We start from the raw sequence: 17,639 nt of genomic DNA, 5'->3' as shown, positions 1-17,639 counted from the left end.
CCCTCGGCATGCCCACCGTCCGACGGCAACCCCACGACCTTCAACCTGGAGATCACCCCAGATCAGCCGACGCGAAGCGAAACACGGAGGCTAGGGGCCTGTCGCCACGTCAACCGGTCGCGTGTCTGCCTGGTTGCGGACTTCGTGCGCTCCTTCTCGGCGGCAGCCTCCTTCGCGGCGTCTGCCTTCGTGAGTTGCTCGGCAGCTGTGAGTTTGCCGGCCCTGGCTTCGGCGCCGATCTTGCGTGCATCTTCGATGGCCGGCTCGCCGGTGCTGGCCTGCTCCTGGAGTTCTGGCGCCAAGTGGAGCAGGGCGAGGCGCTGGCCGACCCAGGCCCGGGATTTGCCGAGGCTCCTGGCGACCGCAGCTTGGTTGCCGTCGTACTCGGTGGTGAGGAGCTGCTGGACGGCTTGGGGTTCCTCGAGCGGAGATACGTCTTCGCGGTGGGCGTTGGCGATGAGGGCGGCCTCCACAATGTTGGCAGCGCTGTCGACCAGGTCGTCGTTGAGGTCGACCCGGAGGGTCTTCGGACCTGTCAGTCGGGCTGCCATGAGGCGAAGGTTGCCGTCGAGCGCGACGAAGTCTGTGTCGCCGATCGATGACCCGCTGTTCGGCCATGTCCCCGCCGACCGCCGCCTGGCCGCCGTGCTGGACCGGCTCGCCCTGGCCGAGCGCGCCTTCGTCCTCGCCCTCGGCCACCCCTGATGAGGATCCGGGAAGACGGCCCGGCCCGCTCTCGGTTCCCCACTTGGTTGCGCGTGCATCGAAGACCGGAGCCCCCGTCTCCGTAGGGTCCGGGCCGGCCCGGACGGTCAAGGGCGCCTGCGGCGTCGCTACGCAATAGGCGCCGCCCGCCCTGGACCGCCCGATCCGCCCCGAAGTTCAGCCGGCTGATGGGCGACTCCAGAGCCCTGACGCTCCGCCCCAGCTCGGCGCCCCTGGGGTGGGGTCAACCGACACAATTCGTTGGCCTGCGCTAACGCAGAACTGCCAAGGGGTTGGTTCCCGCCCGAAACAAGATCGCTTCCCTGTTTGCCGGGCATGCGCGGATTACGCCGCCGAGGGCACCGCGGCTGTCAGCGCCGCGGCCCCCGGCGGGACTTGCGATTAGCTGTCGACGGCGTCGGTCACACGGTTCCAGTTGTCCAGGTCTGCGATGCGTGCCTCCAATGCGGCGCGCATGCCCGTGGCGCCGGAGGTTCCGAGGGCCAGGCGCAGCGGAGGATTGTGGCTGTCGACCGCGGTCCGGATGCCTGCGGCGATCCGCGCCGCGGAGGAGAACGCGGATGCCGGCAACTCTCCGATGGCTTTCTGAACCTCGCGGACGGTCTGGTCGTAGTCGGCCAGGCCGGCCGCGACATCGAGGTTGGCCAGGAAGGGGGTCGCGGTCAGCCCGGGCTGGATGAGCGTGACCTTGATGCCGAGCGGTGCGACCTCGGCCGCCAGTGCGTCCGACAGCCCCTCGACCGCGTGCTTGGTCGCGGCCAGCAGTCCCACGCCGGGATGGGCGGACTGCCCGTAGACGGACGAGCCCTGGAGGATGTGCCCGGATCGCTGGGCGCGGAGCACCGGCAGCGTCGCGCGGAGCACGTTGAGCACTCCGAAGACGTTGGTGTCGAACACGGCGCGAATCTGCGCGTCGGAGGCCTCCTCGACAGCTCCGAACAGTCCGTAGCCGGCGTTGTTGGCCACCACGTCGATGCGGCCGAACCGTGTGAGCGTGCGCTCCACCGCTTCCCGGACGGCCTGCTCGTCACGGACGTCCGCCTGGATGAGGAGTAGGCGCTCGCCGTGCACTTCGGTCAGTTCGTCCAGGGAAGCGGTGTCGCGGGCGAGCACCGAGACGACGTCGCCGCTCTCGAGCGCCTGGAGCGTCAGTTCGCGGCCGATGCCGGACGTCGCGCCGGTGATCAGCCATGTGCGGGGGTGGGTCTGCTGGTTGGATGTTCCATTCATGTTGCGACCGTAATGAGTTAGATCGCAACGAGTCAAGCCGGATGGCGTTCTAGGTTGCCCGTTAGACGGATTAGTGCCTCTTCCTGCTGATGTAGGGTGAGGGCATGAGCAGTGCGGCAGCCGGACCTCCCAAACTCAGCCCGCGCACCGTCACACCGGCGGTGGAGACCGTGCTCGCGTTCGTGAACACGCGCGCGGACGGGTCCGGTCGGCGGGAGTTGTTCGGGGACGGGGACTCGTTCGCGGCGTGGCTGGCGGAGTACGACGAGTTCGGCGGCGAAACCGTGGCGACCGATGCTGATGCCGCGGCCGCGCGCGAGCTGCGCGATGCCCTGGTGACCGTGCTGCTCGCGCACTCGGGCGACGAGGAGAGCCTGGGTGAGCCGCTGCAGCGTGCCGAGCGGCACCTGCGACGCGCGGGTTCGCTCTACCCGCTGGCGACGGTGATTACGGCCGGCGGTGTCGAGCTGGCGTCGCCGCAGGCGGGCGTGGAGCGTGTGTTCGGAACCGTACTGGCTGCGGTGACGACCTTCGCCCAGAGCAGCGACTGGGGGCGCATCAAGGCGTGCCGGAACCCCCCATGCCATTTCGGCTTCTTCGACCGCACCCGCAATGGGGGAGGGCTGTACTGCAGTCCCGGCTGCGGCTCACAGGTGTCCATGCGCAACTACCGCCAGCGGCAGCGCCAAGGGAATCAGGCGCCGCCCCAGGCGTGAGGACGCGCCGCCATCGCCGAGCCTTCCGCGGCGGCAGGACCGAGGACGACGTCGACGAGCCCCGGAGGCCCGACACGATGGTGAGCGATCCGGGATCCCACCGCGCCGCGGCGGCCTTCCTGCTGATCCACCCCACCCTCGACACCCCACCCGGCCTCATTCGGTCGAATGACCGGTGGGGAGATCAGGTGAGCAGGTCCGTCCCCAGGGCGGTGTCGTTCAGACGTTCTGTCCGGCCGGATGCCGGTTCAGATGGCTTGCGTGGCAGCGTAGTTACTCAGGTTGAACCCGGGAGGGCGCGCCTGTGCCGAGGCAATCGCCGCCGTACCCGGCGTGGCCGCCCAGCAGGAGGAGAAGCGACGCGAGCAGGCGTACTGGGACGAGCTCAAGAAGGCCGCCGGCGACGGGGGGTGCACCGAGGAGCCGCCCTTCTGATGGCCTGCATATCGGATCTTGGTGGTAGGCGTCGGCGCCTGGTCTGGTGGTCGTGGCTGACAGCCCGGTAGCAAGTGCCGGGTGTGCAGCGAATGGGCACCTGTGCTGCCGGGTGTGCGGCCATGTGGTGGTGCGGGCAGTATCGGGACGGCGGCTCGGCCAGTGCCGTGTCACGGGTCGCACGCTCCACGGCGGCTTCCGTGGGCCTGGCGTCGGCGTCGGCCTGTCCGAGGAGCCAGGCGGTGCCGCTCCAGTCGGATGAGGTGATGGCTCGCCTGACCGACGGGCAGGCGGCACCGGATTCCCAGGCCCGATACGTTGCCGCCGACACCTGCAAAGGCGGGCCACCTCAGCGGCGGAGATGCCAGCCGGCGGCGGTATCGCCGGAACACCGTTCCGGGCGGCTCGGCGCGCAGGCTTCGGGATGCGGTCCGCAGCTGCTGCTACTTGAACGCCCCGTCGAACAGGGCCGTGACCGCCTCTGCCGCTGCTGGACGCCGGCCTGCCGGACGCGGAACCGGCGGTCGAGGTCGACGGCATCGAGGCCGCGGCGGGCGGCCCACGCGAGGATCTCCGCGGGGATCACGGGCGTGCGCCCCTGCTCGGCGTCCCGGACCTGGGCGGGAGCGATACCTGCGTGCCGCGTGAGCAGAGCTCGGCCCATCCCCGGCTCCTGCCGCAGCTCCCCCAGGAGGTTGCTCCCGCCCACCACCACTCCCCCGTTCCGGTAGTCAGGCCTTCTCGGCCGTGGTGTAGGTGCCACGAGCGACCCTGCGCGCCAGGCCCCTCTTGGCCAGCCGTTCGAGCGTGGTGCGCATCGCGTCTGTGGCCCCCGCTTCCAGACCCAGAACATCGACGACGTCCCGGGCACGCAGCGGTCCGGCCGCCGCCGCGAGTGCTTCCAGCACGCTGTCGGAACTGGTCCGGCTCCGGCGCGACCGTGTGGGCGCGGTGTCGGGCGCCGCACCCCGGGTCCGCGCCGCCGTGGCGGACTTCCTCGCCGGACGGGTCGGCTTCGCCGTCGTCGGCGCGACTGGCGCCGGTCCGGCAGCCTCGGCCGCACCCCGGGCGGCACTTCGCCCGCCCGTGCCCTGCTTCACGCCGTGGGCCGGCTTGCCGGCCGCAGCCTTCGCCTGGGACTTCCGAACGGTGGTCTTCCCGGCGGCGCTCTTCTTGGCCGGAGCCTTCCTGGCCGCTGTGCGCTTCGCGGGCCTCGACGCTGTGCCGTCGCGCTGCTCCCCTGCGGGGACCGTCACGGGCTCGTCCTCCCCGGCGGCGGGAGCCGGTTGGCCGAGTTCGGCTTCGGTGGTCGCCGGGGCCAGCCGTTCCTCAGCGGTGTCATCGCGCGCGGCAGCGTCCGGCGCAGGGGCGACCGTAGCGGGATCGTCAGGCTGGGGCCCGGCGGCCGGCGGCACAGTCCGAGGTGCAACGCCCAGGTCCCCCGCCGATTCGCCGCTCCAGGCGGTGGTCAGTGCGCGCAGGCCGTCCAGCGCGCCATGGAGGGCCTGCTCCTCGCGGACAGCTTCGGCGAGTTCGCGCTCCAGATCCTCGCGACGTGTCCGGACTCCGGGGAGCCTGCGCTCCAGCCACGCGATTGCCGCCTCCACCGTGCCGTGCTCGTCCTCGACGGTTCCCACAGACACCATCCCCTCACTGGGCCGAGTTGCCCATATGCGAATGTAGATCGCCAACTGCCGCCGGAAGCCGGGTTTCCGGAAATTCTGCACCCACACCCCCGCCCGCGCGTCTCGGCTCGGCGCGCCGCAAAGCGGCCCGGTAGAGGAGCCCACGCCCGAACCGGGGCTCCGAAGCAAGGCGCGCGTTCCGTGCCCGAAGGTCCGGGCAGACGACGTGGGAGAGGGGACGGATCGCCGCGGCCGGCAATGCGTCAACTCCGGTCGACACAGCGGGAGATCGTCCGGTGGACAGCCCCCAGGCTGCCTGCAGTACGGGGCTCGCGCCACAGCCCGTCCTCGCGCAGGGCCCCTCCGTCGCGCTGCATCCGCAACCCTGCCAGGGCGAAGCAACACTGCCCTGCGCGAGTGCCAACAGCGGTGCCCGTCCGCCCCCGCGGACACCAAGCGGGAATCGGGACCGCTCGCAGAGCGCGGCCGAGGTGAACACTCGTCAGCGCAGCGGCGGACCGGCGAGGACGCAGACGGCCGCGCGCGGGGGGCTGGGCAGGCCCTGGGACCCGCCTGCCGGGACTCGGGCACGGCATTGCGTCCGGGCGGGGTGAGGAGCGGCACAGGGGCGGCCCGCAGTGCAGGTGGGCGCCGCCCTCCGCGGCGCCGCCCCGCGGCGGGGCGGATGACCGGCGATGATGGTGAGATGTCGTACCAGCGTGCCCGGCCGACATGCGGGTGGTGTGCCCCTCGACCCGGGCACTGCAGTGCGGGCCGGGAGCCGCCACGATCGGCAGGGATCGCGTTCGGACGGCGCCGCCGGGCCGGGGCAGCCCAGCGCGACCGGTCTGCGTGCGGTGATGGCCTGGAGGGAAGGCATCTCGCCGGGTGCAGCGGGAGAGGGCGGGGAAATGGCGGAAGAACAGCAGCTGGAGACGGTGGACGGCATCGTCGAGCGGATCCTCTACATCGGGAGCGGCGGCTTCACCGCGCTGCGCCTGGGCCTGGAGGACGGCGGGAGTCTGACCGCCAGGGGTGAGGCACTGCTCGGGGTGCAGCCCGGGGAGACACTGCAGGTGACCGGCCGCCGTGGGCGGCACCAGGTATACGGCGAGGAGTTCCACGCCACCGAGTGCCGCTACATCGAGCCGGCCACCCTGCACGCGATCCGCAAGTACCTGGCCTCCGGACTCGTGCGGGGCATCGGCCCGAAGCTCGCGGACGCGATCGTGGACACCTTCAAGCTGGACACCCTGCAGGTCATCGACACCACGCCGGAGCGACTGCACGAGGTGCACCTGATCGGCCCGGCCCGCCACGCGGAGATCGTCGCCGCGTGGCAGGTCCACCAGGAGATCCGGCAGCTGATGGTGCTGCTGCAGGGCGCCGCCGTCTCCCCCACCCACGCGCCGCGGATCGCCCACCACTTCCGCACCGTCCGGCGGGAGGCCCACGACGTCGCGGACGTCCTGGACATCGTGCAGGAGCACCCCTACCGGCTCACCGAGGTCTACGGGATCGGCTTCACCACCGCCGACAAGCTGGCCCTGTGGCTCGGCCTGCCGGAGCGCAGCCCGGAGCGGCTGCGAGCGGCTCTGCTGCACGCGTTGGAGACGGCGGCGGTCCGCGACGGCCAGTGCTTCCTGTTCGAGCGCCAGCTGCTCCACCGCACGCTGCAGAACCTCCGGGACGAGACGCTCGCCGAGCTGCTGCCCGACGAGCTCGGCGCGCTGGTCGCCTCCGGCGGCGTCGTGGTGCAGGACGTCCCCCGGGACGGACGGCTCCAGGCCGCGGTGTTCACACCCCGCATGCATGCCGCGGAGGCCTCCGTCGCCGCCCGGATCGCCCGCCTGCGCAGCACGAAGACCCGGCTGGCGTCGCTGGGTCCGTGGCGCGGCGGCGGGCCGCTGCCCGTGTTCGACAGCGCCGTGCAACTCGCCCCGGCACAGGAGGCGGCGGCTCGGATGGCCCTCACCGAGCCGGTGTCGGTGCTGACCGGCGGGCCTGGCTGCGGCAAGTCGTTCACCGTGAAGTCGATCGTCGACCTCGTGGAGACGGCCGGCGGCCGGGTGGGCCTCGCGGCGCCGACCGGCCGCGCGGCCAAGCGCCTGCAGGAGCTGACCGGCCGGACGGCCACCACCGTGCACCGCATGATCGGCAAGCCCTGCGACGACGCCGGGCTGCTGAACCTCTTCGACGCCTGGGACCCGCTGGAGGCGGATCTGATCGTCGTCGACGAGGCATCCATGCTCGACCTGCCCCTGCTCGACCGTCTCCTCGGCAAACTCACACCGGGCGTGCACCTGCTGCTGGTCGGAGACGTCCACCAGCTCCCCAGCGTCGGCCCCGGCCAGGTCCTGCGCGACCTCCTCACCGTCGAAGCCGTCCCCCGCACCGAACTCGGCGAAGTCTTCCGCCAGAGCGCGGACAGCGCCATCACCACCAACGCCGCCCAGATCCGGCACGGTCGGCCCGTGCGCAGCGGCGGCGACTTCTGGTTCCTCCCCGTTCCCGACGCGCAGATCCCTGCCACCGTCGTGGACCTCGTCACCCGCCGCCTGCCCGCCAAGTACGGCATCACCGCGGACGACGTGCAGGTCCTCGCCCCGAGCACCAAGGGCCCGGCCGGCACCCAGGAGCTCGCCGCGGCCATCCAGGCCGAAGTCAACCCGCACCGCGACGGCCAGGCGCAGCACTGGGGCGACGGCCGGCCGTTCCGCCTGAACGACCGCGTCATCGCCGTCCGCAACGACATTCGCAAGGGCGTCCTCAACGGCTCCACCGGCCGCGTCAGCGCCATCGACGACAAAGAACGCCACATCCACGTCACCCTCGACGACGACGGCAGCAAGGTCCTGTACGCCTTCGAAGAGCTCGACGAACTCCTCCACGCCTACGCCATCACCGTCCACCGCGCCCAAGGCAGCGAATACCCGCACGTCGTCGTCCCCCTCACCAAAACCGGCCCCTCATACCTGCTGCTGCGCCGCAATCTCCTCTACACCGCCGTCACCCGGGCCCGGCAGATGCTCGTCCTGGTCGGTGACCCCGAAGCCCTCGAGATGGCGATCAAGCAGCCCGCAACGGCCCGGAACTCCTCGCTCGCCGTCCGGCTGCACGAAGCCCTCACCGGCACAGTCGTTCTGCCTGAACCGGCCCGTACCTACAGCACCCAGGCGACCCTGTGCTGAGTCGACCGGTTCGCCCGTGGGTCTGGAGAGTCCGAGCAGTGCCGGGCCCGGGACGTCCACGGTGAACGCCTGGGGTGCCGCCCCCCGGTCCCAGGTGAGTGGAGCAGACCGAGGCGTAGCGGAGGCGTCGTCAGCCGGCGAGGTCGAAGACGGTTTCCGTCTTGGTGGTGGAGGTTCGAGCCCTGAGGTAGGCGTTCAGGTTGGCATCGTTGCCGAGGTCGGACGGGATGACGACTTCGAGGGAGAACACGCCTTGGGCGTCGGCACCGTGTCCCGGAGATCGCGCGCCCTGTAGTCCTCGCCGACGTCTCCCTTGATGATGAAGGAGACCCGGACAATCTCCTTCGGGGGAAGCCCTGGCCTGTGAGGACGGTCTTCGTGCCGCTGCGGCCGCCGTCAGGCGAAGCAAGGAGCAGCCAGGCGAGTGTCGGTGAGGTGCCGTTGTCCGCCGCTCCGCTGGGCACAGCGTTGACGGACGGCCCACCGGCCTGGCCGGTCCGTGCGGCTGCCGCGGGGCCTGGGACCGTCACCGTCGGCCCCGGGACGGTGACCGTGACGGTCGGCTGGGGCCGGCTTTCCGCACCTCCGACCTTGGACTGGGTGAGGAAGCCTCCGGCGAAGCCCGCGCCGAGGGTGGCCACGCCGACCAGCGCCGTGATCATCGTTCCCCAGCGAACTCGCTACCTCGGTGTACGGTCGCCGGTGCCGTGTCGCTTCCGGCCACCGCGAAGCCGAGCGTGCGGTGAGCTGCCAGCGGGAGGGGTCACCCGTGCGGCACAGATCGGCGGCCGCGGCGCGCTGAACGCCGTTTCCCCCAGGCCTCCGTGAGCCGAGGACACGGATCAGAGGCGGCGTAGGACGGCGACGACCTTGCCGAGGATGGTGGCGTTGTCGCCCGGGATCGGGGCGTACGCCGGGTTGTGCGGCATCAGCCAGATCTTGCCGTCCTCGCGCTTGAGGCGCTTGACGGTGGCCTCGCCGTCGATCATGGCGGCGACGATGTCGCTGTCGCCGTTCTCGGCGGCCGGCTGCCGCCGGACGGTGACCCAGTCGCCGTCACGGATGGCCGCCTCGATCATCGAGTCGCCGCGGACGGTGAGCGCGAAGGGCTCGCCCTCGCCGACCAGCTGACGCGGCAGCGGGAAGACGTCCTCCACCGTCTGCTCGGCGAGGATCGGGCCGCCGGCGGCGATCCGGCCGACCAGCGGCACGTACGACCCAAGGCCTCCGCCCACCCCGGGCGGAGGCCTTTCGCACTGGCCAAGAGAACACCGCACACACCGGCTACCAGACAACCCCGGCACGCTGCTTAGTCGCTCTCGGCCCGGACGCGCTCGAGGCGCGGCTGCCCGGTCCGACCCGAGCGCGTCCGGCGGGCTCGGGTCGGACCGGGACAGGGTCAGCTCAGCGACTTCCACAGGGTGACGCCGCGGTCCGGCACGACGATCCGGTCCTGGTGCTCGCTGCCGTCAGCGATGCTGACGATCCGGTACTGGTCGCGGTGGAAGACCCAGTATGTGGAGATGCCGTTGATCCGCTGCATGTCCGGCACCGGCAGGATCGTGGTGATCCGGGAGATGTTGGCGAAGCAGTCCCACTCGGAGATCCGCTGGTCGGCCAGGACCAGCGCGTCCTCGTGCTTCTCGCCGTCCGCGATCGAGATCACCCGGTAGAGCTGCTGCCCGGCCGTGGTGTGGAAGACCCAGTACAGGCTCTTGCCGTTGACCCGCTGCCGGTCCGGCACCGGCAGCACGAAGTCGACCTTGGCGACGCCTTCAAGTGACTTCCAGTCGGCGAGCAGGGAATCCGCCCGCTCCTTCACATCCTCGTGGTCACGGCCGTCGGCGATCGAGATCACCCGGTACTGCTGGGTGCCGGACAGCGGCGTGTGGAACAACCAGTACCAGGTCTTGCCGTTGACCCGCTGCCGGTCCGGGAAGGGCAGCAGGAAGTCCACCTGCCGGAGGCAATCGAAGGAGTCCCACTCGGAGATCGGCTGGTCCGGCGCCTCCTTGACGTCGGTGTGCTCATCTCCGTCGGCGATCGAGACCAGCCGGTAGACCTGCTTGCCGCCGACCGTACGGAAGACCCAGTACCAGCTCTTGCCCTTGTCCCGCTGCATGTCCGGCACCGGCCAGAAGGTGTCCACCGGCTGGCCGAGCTCCGGCTGGTCCTTGCCCGGCAGCCGGCCGTCGCCGAGCGCCTTGAGCACGGTGATCGAGGGCGCGAACGCGTACACCGTGCCCTCGGTCTTCACGAAGCGCTGGAAGCCGAGCTCGACCGGCTCCCCGTCGGCGTGCTCCCAGTAGACGGTGCCGTCCACGCCGACCATCGCGTCGGGGCCGGGGTTCGGCGACTTGCCCGTCGGCGCCTTCCGGTTCGGCGGGAAGTTCGGGGCGTCGATCCACATGTTCTGGATGAACTCGAACTGGGTGACCAGGTCGGCCTGGTAGGAGACGAACAGCAGCCCGCGCGGATCGTCGGGGCCGCCCGGCCCCTCGGCGGCCGGGTCGAAGGGCTGGCCGTACGGGCTGCCGCGCCGCATGATCCGGCGACGGTCGATCCACGGCTCCTCGGGCAGCGGCTGCTCACCGGGCCTCTCCTGGAGGGCGTCGCGCGGATTGGTCTTGCGCAGGTGGGAGAAGAGCGGGGTGGTGTGCCCCTCGAGGTCGTCCAGATAGCTGATCTCGTTGTCGTTCGACGCCACGGTGTTGAACGGCGTGTCCGCGTGCGGGCACTTGGCGACCGGCGTCCCCGAGCGCCACCGGCCCACCACCCGCGCGGCCAGCCACTCGACCGTGGCGTCCTGCGGCACGGCCTTCTTCTCCCGCAGGACCGGCAGCAGCCGGGCCAGCTGCGCCCACCAGCCGGGCACGTCCTGGGCGAGCCGCCGCACCACGTGGAAGGAGCCGTTGTGGGCCCAGGCCGCCTCGGTCTTCGGCAGCACGCCGGGCTCGACCCGGGGCTGGCCGATGACGAACTCGCCGGCCGGGATCAGCCGGGTGCCCGGATGGTCCTTGACCCATTCCTTGCGCAGCGGATCGGGTTCGTCGAAGCCCTGCACGCCCGGCTCGCTGACGCCGTCCTTGAAGCCGAAGTGCTCCTTGCCCCGGCGGCTGCCGGGCAGCGTGGCCCCGTTCTGCTGGAAGACGATGGAGACCCTGGTCTGGGCCGCCGCCTCGCGCTGTGCGATCACCTCGGCCTGGAGGTCCTCGACGGTGTCGGAGGCGATGGTGAGGATCGCGTGGATCGACTCCTCGGTGCGGTTGTTACCGAAGACCCACGTGCTGGGGTGGCTGTCCCCCTCGTCCTTGAGAATCTTGAACCGGTCCACCGGGCCCTGCTGGAAGGCGCGAAGGGTGTTGTCGTCCTCCTTCGGGATCGGCGCGTAGGGCTCCTTGCCGATCAGCGTCTCGAGGCCCTTGTAGGTGAAGCTGACGCCCAGCCAGGTGGCCTTGAGCCCGGTGGGTTCGCCGCCCGAGCGCTTGCGCGCCTCGCTGTACGCCTTGTTGAAGGCGGCCACCTGCCTGGTGGTGGCGATTCTGGGGGTCAGCTTCCGCAGCCAGCTGCGTGCCTTGATCCCGTCCTCGAACGTGAGGAAGAGCAGGACCATCTGGTCCTTCTTGAAGCCGGCGAGAATGTCGCCCTGGATGTCCTCGTTCTCCCGCAACGGCAGATCGGTCGGCATGCGCCCTCCTGAATGGTCACCGATGGTGACGGTCAACCACATGCTACGTACCCGAACTTCATGATCACGCCAGGCTCGCCCGACCATCCCGTCCGCGTGTCTGACGCGACAGCAGCTCTCCCGCAACGTCAGACTGTCGCTCGTCCGTCGACGAACGACTTGCGTCGCGCCCGCTTCCCCCTCGACTGCCTCCAACGGACCGTCCCCGTCGGCGCCGGTCACTCTCCGCTTTCGAAGGAAGGCCATGTCCCGTACCGCACCACCCTCCCGCTCCCGGCTGGCCGCCGCGGCGGCGGCCTGCGTCCTCGCCTCCAGCCTCACCGCGTCCCTGCTGTCCACCGCCCCCGCGACGGCCGCCGGCCCGGACGCGGTGGCCGGCTTCACCGCCGAGCAGGTGAACGCCGCCATCGATCCGGCGGAACTCACCGCGCTCGGCCACGACGAGGCCGCCTACCGGGCCTGGATCCGGCTGGAGAGCCGGGCCGCCGGGGGCTCCCGGCGGGCCGAGGGCGGCCCGGACAACGGGTATCCCAACCCGATGCGGATCAACCGCCTCAAGGCGCTGACGGACAGCCAGAAGGCGACCAACGGCGCGTTCGACCCGATGGTCTTCGGGAAGTTCACCGACTACTTCCCCTCGCCCGACTACGGCGACCACATCGCCCTGCTGCCCACCGGTAAGGTGCTGATCTTCTCCTTCGAGGCGGTCGAGACCGACCCGACCAAGGAGCCCGCGCCCACCAACGTCATCGGCATGGCCAACGCCGGCCGGGCCTACCTGTGGGATCCGGCGAAGGGCACCGGCGCCGACGCGTTCAAGGCCGTGCCCCCGCCCAATGTGGTGCTGGACGACGGCACCGGCGCCAACCGCCCGGCGCCGTTCTTCTGCGCGGGCCACTCGTACCTGCCCAACGGCATGGTCGGTGTGTTCGGCGGCAACCTGGGCGGCAACGGCGGCGCCGGCGCCAAGCTGTCGCTGGTATTCGACCCGTGGAAGGAAGCCTGGACCCAGAACCCGGACATGCAGGTGGGCCGCTGGTACCCGTCGGTGGTGACCGGCGCGGACGGCAGGCAGCTGATCATGTCCGGACAGTCCGAACTCGGCTGGGGCACGCCGACGCCGATCGTCGAGCGCTTCCCCGCAAAGTCCGTCACCCCCGAGAAGGACCCGGGCAAAGTGCCGACCGCCCCGGTGGACCGCTTCGGCGCGGACGCGCCGTTCACCCAGGACTACCCGCAGCTGTTCTCGCTCAACGACGGCAAGATCTACGGCCTCGGCCGCACCCCGAACGAGCAGTGGGTGTTCGACCCCAAGGCCGAGACCCGCGCCGACCTGCCCGCACGCCCGGACCTCGACAAGCTGCCCGCCGACATGCCCTGGCGCAACTACGGCTCCGCCGTCGCCCTCCCCGGCGGTGTGAACGGCCCGGACTCCGTGCTCGTCCTCGGCGGCAACCGCAAGGACCCGAACACCTACCAGCTCGCCGGCGGCCAGTGGAGCGTGGCCAAGCCGCGCGCCTTCGGCCGCACCCAGGACGACACCCTGATCTTCCCGGACGGCAAGCTGTTCACCGTCAACGGCGCCTTCGACATCCGCGACTACGGCAACGGGCCATACAACCCCAACGCCGACCTGAAGTACCGCCAGACCGAGTTCCGCGACGACCAGGGCAACTGGAAGCTCGGCCCGGTCCAGCGGCTGCCGCGCGGCTACCACTCCAACGCGGTGATCCTCCCCGACGGGCGCGTCATGATCACTGGCGACGAACTGCAGCAGATCGCCAACAACCCGGACATCAAGTCCGGCATGAACGGCACCATCGAGATCTACGAGCCGCCCTACCTGCAGACAGGCAACCGGCCCGCGCTGGACACCGCACCCACCGACCCGGTCCGGTTCAACGCCGAGTTCCCGGTCTCCACCTCGACGCCGGACAAGGTCAGCCGCGCCGTCCTGCTCGCGCCGATCACCTCCACCCACTCGGTGGACACCAGCCAGCGCCACCTGGAACTGCGGATCAACGCCCGCAACGGCGGCCAACTCACCCTCCAGGCACCCCCGCTGGCCGCGGCCGCGCCGCCCGGCTACTACATGCTCTTCCTGCTCGACCCGTCCGGCGTCCCCAGCGCCGCCAAGTGGATCAAGCTGGAGGCCAAGACCTCCGGCGGCCAGATCCCCTGAGTCCCCCGCCGCCCGAGAGCGAGGGCTCCCGGGCGGCCCTCCCCAGTCCCAGGAGGACGCCATGACCCGCCCCAGTCTGCTCACCGCAGCGCTGGCCGTCAGCGCGCTCAGCGCCGTGGCCCTGTTCGCCCCGGCTGCCGAGTCCGCCACCCGCGCCGTGCCCACCACCCCGGTCCAGGGCACCGGCACCCCGGCCGTCGCCACCCTCTGAAACGCCGACCGCTTCGAAACCACCGCGCAGAACTGGACCGACCTGCCCGGAGCCGTGATCACCGACTCCACCGGCCGCGGCGCCGGTTTCGACGGCGTCTTCGTCGTCCACTTCGACGCCGACGCCATCTGCTCGTCTCCGGTCAACAACGCGGTCTGCTCGGTCCGTGTCCTGGTCGGCGGCCAGGTTGCCGCCCCTGGCGACACCAATGCCCGCTTCGTCACCGCCCGCGGAGGACCCGAGTGGAGCGCCCACGGCTACACCCGGACCGCCTGCTTCGCCCCCCAGTTCGAGAGCCGCGACGCCACCACCCGGATCCAGGTACAGGCCAGCAGCAACGCCACCTTCGGCCTGCAGAACTGGCACCTCACCGTCGAGCGCTTCCCCCTGCGGGCCGGCGCCTCCTGCCCGGCCGCCCCCTGAACGATCGGCACCTACACGACGTATCCGGGCAATCCCAGACACTGTGGGTGCCCATCGGCTCCGCGGACAGCACTTCCAGGACCGCACCCGGCCTTGCCTGCACAAGAGACTGATCACGCCGGACAGCCCAGAATGGTTGGGCCCCGCTCTCCACCCGACAAGGCCGAGGCCGCCGTGGGCGGGCGCAGGAGCCGGAGCGGCACCCGTGGTGTCCAGCCCAACAGCAACGGCGCTCTGCCCCGAACGCATGCTGCGGGGCGGGGCGGCGAGAAGTCGCCTACGACAAGACTTGACATTCGCCGCCTGCGGACTGGCCGTTCTGGATCTCGAACTCGACCCGGGCGCTCTCCTCCAGGCTCCTGAAACCAGTCCCCTGGATCGCGGAGAACGTGGAGAAACGGTGCGACGACAGCCGGGCCCTGCCGTCGGCATCGACGTCGGCGAACAGGTGATCATCGCGGAGGCGTGGCTTCCCACGATCACCGCCCGAGCCTGACCTGTACAACGGCAGGTGTCGGTGTTGCGCCGCCGCGGTGCGGGGGACGCGTTCCGCGTCGCCGGCGCGCGCCGCACGTCCGGTGGCCGACGACGACTTGACGTCAGCCACCGGGAATGCGGTCCGGCCGTGATCGCTACACGGCCAGCAGGTCCGTCAGGTCGTCGGCGTGCTCTTCCTCCTCCTCGAGGATCGACTCGATCAGGCGCCGGGTGGTGTAGTCGGTGTGGGCGCGCCGGGCGAGCGTCGCCGGGTCGAAGTCGGGCTCGCCGCCGAGCTGGGAGAGGCGTTCGGCGGCGCGCAGCGCGTGCTGCATCTCCTCGGCGGCGTGCTCGGTGAACTCCGCGGCCACCTGGGCCCGGTCGATGCCGGTGGCGGAGATGGCGTGCCGGGTGTAGCGCAGCCAGCACACCACCTCGGTCGCCACGACGTCGTTGAGCACCGCGATCACCCTGCCGGTGTCCAGCCCGTACGTCTCGGTGACGGGCCCGTCGGCCATCTTCTTGCGGGCCTCGTCCCGACGTCGTAGGCGGCGAGATAGGCCAGGGCCCCGCCGCGGCCGTAGGTGTGGTTCACCCGCATCGTCCTGGCCTGCCCGGGGGCCAGGGTGGGGTGACGGCGGCAGCGGGCCTGGACTGAGGTTTTCTCGTCGGCACTGATCACGTACTCGTCCGCACTGAGCGCCTCGCCCTGCCAGGTGCGGGCGTACAGGTCAAGGAGGCGCTCGGCCTTGGGGCGGAAGGCGGGGTCGGTGATGAAGATCCAGGACTGATACTGCCAGGGCTTGAGCGCGTCCTGCTTGAGGAAGCGCCGCACGGTGGAGGCGGAGATTTGTGCCGACGATGGTCCGGGCGACCGCCTTGCGCGCCAGTTCCGGGGCCGACCAGCGTGCGAGCGGTGTGCCGCTCTCGGCGGGCAACTGGCAGGCGAGGGCCTTGACCTGAGCTGCCTGCAGCGGCGTGAAGGAGGACGGCCGGACCGCTTGAGGTCGCCGAGGGCGGGCAGCCGGGATGCGGCGAAGCGGCCGCGCCACGTACGGACGGTGTCCAGGTGCAGCCCGGTCTCACGGGCGATGCGGGCGTTGGACCGGCCCCGGGCCGCGTGCAGCACGACGTGGGCGCGCTGCCGGATCCGGTGCTCGGTCCTGTGGCCGTAGGCCACTTTCTTCAACCGCTCCCGCTCGGAGGCGGTCAGGGTTGTCGGGCAGGCCGAGGGAACGGGCAAGGCAGGCAGGCCGATCACGAGAAGAGGATGACGGTAGGTCGACGACACGCGCCCTTCCTGCGCGGTGCCGCCCTGTACCGCGTCTTTGGTCAGTTGGTGGCCGTCAGTGCCTCGCGTGCGGTGGTGAGGATCTTCTCGGAGAGCGGGGAGCCCTTGGTGGCGCGGGACAGGATGAGTGCGCCGAGCATGGTGCAGAGCCGGGTGATGCCGTCCTGGTCCTCGGTGGCGAGCCAGTCGGCGAAGTCGCCGACTCCCTGGGTGTAGACGCGGCGGGCCTCGCCGTCTGCGCCGTCGCGGGCCATGTCGCCGGCGAGTGCGGCGGCGGGGCAGCCGTCCGCGGCGCTGTCGCGGTGCTCGGTGGAGAGGTAGGCGTCGATCAGCGCCCGCTGGGCGGCGTCGCGCTGTCCGGCGTACTGGTCGAGCCCGTCCTTGTGGTGGCGGGCGAGTTCGGCGAAGGCGTGGGCGGTGGCTTCGTCGACGAGTGCCTCCTTGGAGGCGAACTGCTTGTAGAAGCCGCCGTGGGTCAGGCCGGAGGCCTTCATGAGGTCGGCGACGCTGACGTGCGTGCCCTGTTCCCGAAAGAGCCGGGAGGCGGTCTCCACGACCCGTCGGCGGTTGTCCCGTGCCTGTGCCTGCGATACGCGGCCCATTGGTCACCCTCCCAGTTGGATGTCGAGTCGAATCTATTCTAGACTCCATTTTAGATGTTGGATGAAATCTATTGTGGCGGTCGGCTGCCGCCCACTACGTCGGGAGTGCTCATGGAACTGAAGGACGCGGTCGCGGTGGTCACTGGCGCCAACCGGGGGCTCGGGCGGCATCTTGCCGCCCAGCTCGTGGAGCGCGGGGCCAAGGTGTACGCGGCGGCCCGCCGCCCCGAGACGGTGGACCTTCCGGGCGTCGTCCCGCTGCGGCTGGACGTGACCGACGCGGAGTCGATCCGGGCGGCGGCCCGCATCGCCGCCGACGCGACGCTGCTGGTCAACAACGCGGGCATCTCCACCGGAACGTCGCTGATCGCGGGCAGCCCGGACGCAGTGCGCTTGGAAATGGAGGTGAACTTCTTCGGCCCTCTCACCGTGACGCGGGCTTTCGCCCCGGTCATCGAGTCCAACGGGGGCGGCGGCGTGCTCAACGTGCTGTCGGTCCTGTCCTGGATGCACCCGGCCGGCCTCGGCGCATACGCTGCGGCGAAGGCGGCGGCATGGGCGCTGACCGGCGCGGTCCGAGAAGAACTGGCGCCCCGCGGCATCACGGTGACGGCGCTGCACGTCGGGTACATGGACACCGACATGGCCGCCGGCGTTCCCGCCGACCAGAAGGCAAACCCCGCCGAGGTCGCCGCCCAGGCCCTGTCCGCCGTGGAGGCGGGCATGCCCGAGGTCCTCGCCGACGAGACCACCCGGTACGTCAAGCAGAGCCTGGCCACGTCGCCGAACGCGGCGTGAGAAGCACTCCGCCGCATCGGCGTGGGGCGCCGTGAACCAGCAGT

14 protein-coding genes and 2 pseudogenes are annotated in these 17,639 nt (G+C 70.9%); 6 read left to right on the top strand and 10 right to left on the bottom strand.

Annotated features, from left to right (window positions below):
- Window positions 1-62: 62 nt before the first annotated feature.
- The gene (locus tag AB0P35_RS35480) at window positions 63-551 is read right to left on the bottom strand and encodes a hypothetical protein (RefSeq protein WP_095877711.1); all 489 of its coding nucleotides are present in this window, start codon (window positions 549-551) and stop codon (window positions 63-65) included.
- A gap of 556 nt (window positions 552-1,107) precedes the next feature.
- Window positions 1,108-1,956 (bottom strand): SDR family NAD(P)-dependent oxidoreductase, encoded by an 849-nt coding sequence (locus AB0P35_RS35475; RefSeq protein ID WP_095877712.1) that lies wholly within the window; start codon window positions 1,954-1,956, stop codon window positions 1,108-1,110.
- 104 nt (window positions 1,957-2,060) lie between these two features.
- On the opposite strand from AB0P35_RS35475, the gene AB0P35_RS35470 reads away from it, so the two are divergent.
- Window positions 2,061-2,672: a CGNR zinc finger domain-containing protein gene (locus tag AB0P35_RS35470; RefSeq protein ID WP_095877713.1), complete on the top strand. Its 612-nt coding sequence runs from the start codon at window positions 2,061-2,063 to the stop codon at window positions 2,670-2,672.
- 1,166 nt (window positions 2,673-3,838) lie between these two features.
- Here the strand turns inward: AB0P35_RS35470 and AB0P35_RS35465 are convergent.
- Entirely contained in the window at window positions 3,839-4,744 is a 906-nt protein-coding gene (locus AB0P35_RS35465) for a hypothetical protein (protein WP_095877715.1), read from the bottom strand.
- A gap of 899 nt (window positions 4,745-5,643) precedes the next feature.
- On the opposite strand from AB0P35_RS35465, the gene AB0P35_RS35460 reads away from it, so the two are divergent.
- Complete coding sequence (locus AB0P35_RS35460; RefSeq protein ID WP_363519193.1) at window positions 5,644-7,923, top strand: ATP-dependent RecD-like DNA helicase; 2,280 nt, start codon at window positions 5,644-5,646, stop codon at window positions 7,921-7,923.
- An 842-nt stretch (window positions 7,924-8,765) separates the two neighbouring features.
- Here AB0P35_RS35460 and lexA read toward each other — a convergent pair.
- Window positions 8,766-9,140: pseudogene (gene lexA, locus AB0P35_RS35455) on the bottom strand (transcriptional repressor LexA); the annotation flags it as partial.
- Between the two features lie 182 nt (window positions 9,141-9,322).
- Entirely contained in the window at window positions 9,323-11,611 is a 2,289-nt protein-coding gene (locus tag AB0P35_RS35450) for a Dyp-type peroxidase (RefSeq protein WP_179419768.1), read from the bottom strand.
- 244 nt (window positions 11,612-11,855) lie between these two features.
- Here AB0P35_RS35450 and AB0P35_RS35445 point away from each other — a divergent pair, with 244 nt between their 5' ends.
- From AB0P35_RS35445 to AB0P35_RS35435, 3 genes are all read left to right on the top strand, one after another.
- Window positions 11,856-13,793 (top strand): galactose oxidase-like domain-containing protein, encoded by a 1,938-nt coding sequence (locus tag AB0P35_RS35445; protein WP_095877718.1) that lies wholly within the window; start codon window positions 11,856-11,858, stop codon window positions 13,791-13,793.
- Between the two features lie 61 nt (window positions 13,794-13,854).
- A complete protein-coding gene (locus tag AB0P35_RS35440; protein WP_363519189.1) occupies window positions 13,855-14,004 on the top strand; it encodes a hypothetical protein in 150 nt (49 codons plus the stop codon).
- A 54-nt stretch (window positions 14,005-14,058) separates the two neighbouring features.
- On the top strand, window positions 14,059-14,427 hold the full coding sequence (locus AB0P35_RS35435; protein ID WP_363519186.1) for a hypothetical protein: 369 nt from the start codon (window positions 14,059-14,061) through the stop codon (window positions 14,425-14,427).
- Window positions 14,428-14,704: 277 nt separating this feature from the next.
- Here the strand turns inward: AB0P35_RS35435 and AB0P35_RS35430 are convergent, their stop codons facing one another.
- The 5 genes and pseudogenes from AB0P35_RS35430 to AB0P35_RS35410 form a co-directional block, all read right to left on the bottom strand.
- Window positions 14,705-15,034 (bottom strand): cold shock domain-containing protein, encoded by a 330-nt coding sequence (locus tag AB0P35_RS35430; RefSeq protein ID WP_095877720.1) that lies wholly within the window; start codon window positions 15,032-15,034, stop codon window positions 14,705-14,707.
- Window positions 15,035-15,059: 25 nt separating this feature from the next.
- Window positions 15,060-15,422 (bottom strand): ferritin-like domain-containing protein, encoded by a 363-nt coding sequence (locus tag AB0P35_RS35425; RefSeq protein ID WP_095877721.1) that lies wholly within the window; start codon window positions 15,420-15,422, stop codon window positions 15,060-15,062.
- Complete coding sequence (locus AB0P35_RS35420; RefSeq protein WP_257019676.1) at window positions 15,371-15,739, bottom strand: hypothetical protein; 369 nt, start codon at window positions 15,737-15,739, stop codon at window positions 15,371-15,373. The genes AB0P35_RS35425 and AB0P35_RS35420 overlap by 52 nt, the downstream gene beginning before the upstream one ends.
- Window positions 15,740-15,886: 147 nt before the next feature.
- Window positions 15,887-16,084, bottom strand: a pseudogene (locus AB0P35_RS35415) (helix-turn-helix domain-containing protein); the annotation flags it as partial.
- 152 nt (window positions 16,085-16,236) lie between these two features.
- Entirely contained in the window at window positions 16,237-16,797 is a 561-nt protein-coding gene (locus AB0P35_RS35410) for a TetR/AcrR family transcriptional regulator (RefSeq protein ID WP_095877722.1), read from the bottom strand.
- A gap of 111 nt (window positions 16,798-16,908) precedes the next feature.
- On the opposite strand from AB0P35_RS35410, the gene AB0P35_RS35405 reads away from it, so the two are divergent.
- The gene (locus AB0P35_RS35405; RefSeq protein WP_095877723.1) at window positions 16,909-17,595 is read left to right on the top strand and encodes an SDR family oxidoreductase; all 687 of its coding nucleotides are present in this window, start codon (window positions 16,909-16,911) and stop codon (window positions 17,593-17,595) included.
- Window positions 17,596-17,639: the final 44 nt, after the last annotated feature.

This window comes from Kitasatospora sp. NPDC085879 (assembly GCF_040686255.1).
Classification (GTDB): Bacteria; Actinomycetota; Actinomycetes; order Streptomycetales; family Streptomycetaceae; genus Kitasatospora.
This window is presented reverse-complemented; position numbering and strand designations above follow the sequence as displayed.

Bases quoted from the DNA above. Each gene is read 5' to 3' on its own strand.
- AB0P35_RS35405 (WP_095877723.1), top strand. From the start codon at position 16,909: ATGGAACTGAAGGACGCGGTCGCGGTGGTCACTGGCGCCAACCGGGGG.
- AB0P35_RS35480 (WP_095877711.1), bottom strand. From the start codon at position 551: ATGGCAGCCCGACTGACAGGTCCGAAGACCCTCCGGGTCGACCTCAAC.
- AB0P35_RS35460 (WP_363519193.1), top strand. From the start codon at position 5,644: ATGGCGGAAGAACAGCAGCTGGAGACGGTGGACGGCATCGTCGAGCGG.
- AB0P35_RS35475 (WP_095877712.1), bottom strand. From the start codon at position 1,956: ATGAATGGAACATCCAACCAGCAGACCCACCCCCGCACATGGCTGATC.
- AB0P35_RS35410 (WP_095877722.1), bottom strand. From the start codon at position 16,797: ATGGGCCGCGTATCGCAGGCACAGGCACGGGACAACCGCCGACGGGTC.
- AB0P35_RS35450 (WP_179419768.1), bottom strand. From the start codon at position 11,611: ATGCCGACCGATCTGCCGTTGCGGGAGAACGAGGACATCCAGGGCGAC.
- AB0P35_RS35445 (WP_095877718.1), top strand. From the start codon at position 11,856: ATGTCCCGTACCGCACCACCCTCCCGCTCCCGGCTGGCCGCCGCGGCG.
- AB0P35_RS35440 (WP_363519189.1), top strand. From the start codon at position 13,855: ATGACCCGCCCCAGTCTGCTCACCGCAGCGCTGGCCGTCAGCGCGCTC.
- AB0P35_RS35470 (WP_095877713.1), top strand. From the start codon at position 2,061: ATGAGCAGTGCGGCAGCCGGACCTCCCAAACTCAGCCCGCGCACCGTC.
- AB0P35_RS35425 (WP_095877721.1), bottom strand. From the start codon at position 15,422: ATGGCCGACGGGCCCGTCACCGAGACGTACGGGCTGGACACCGGCAGG.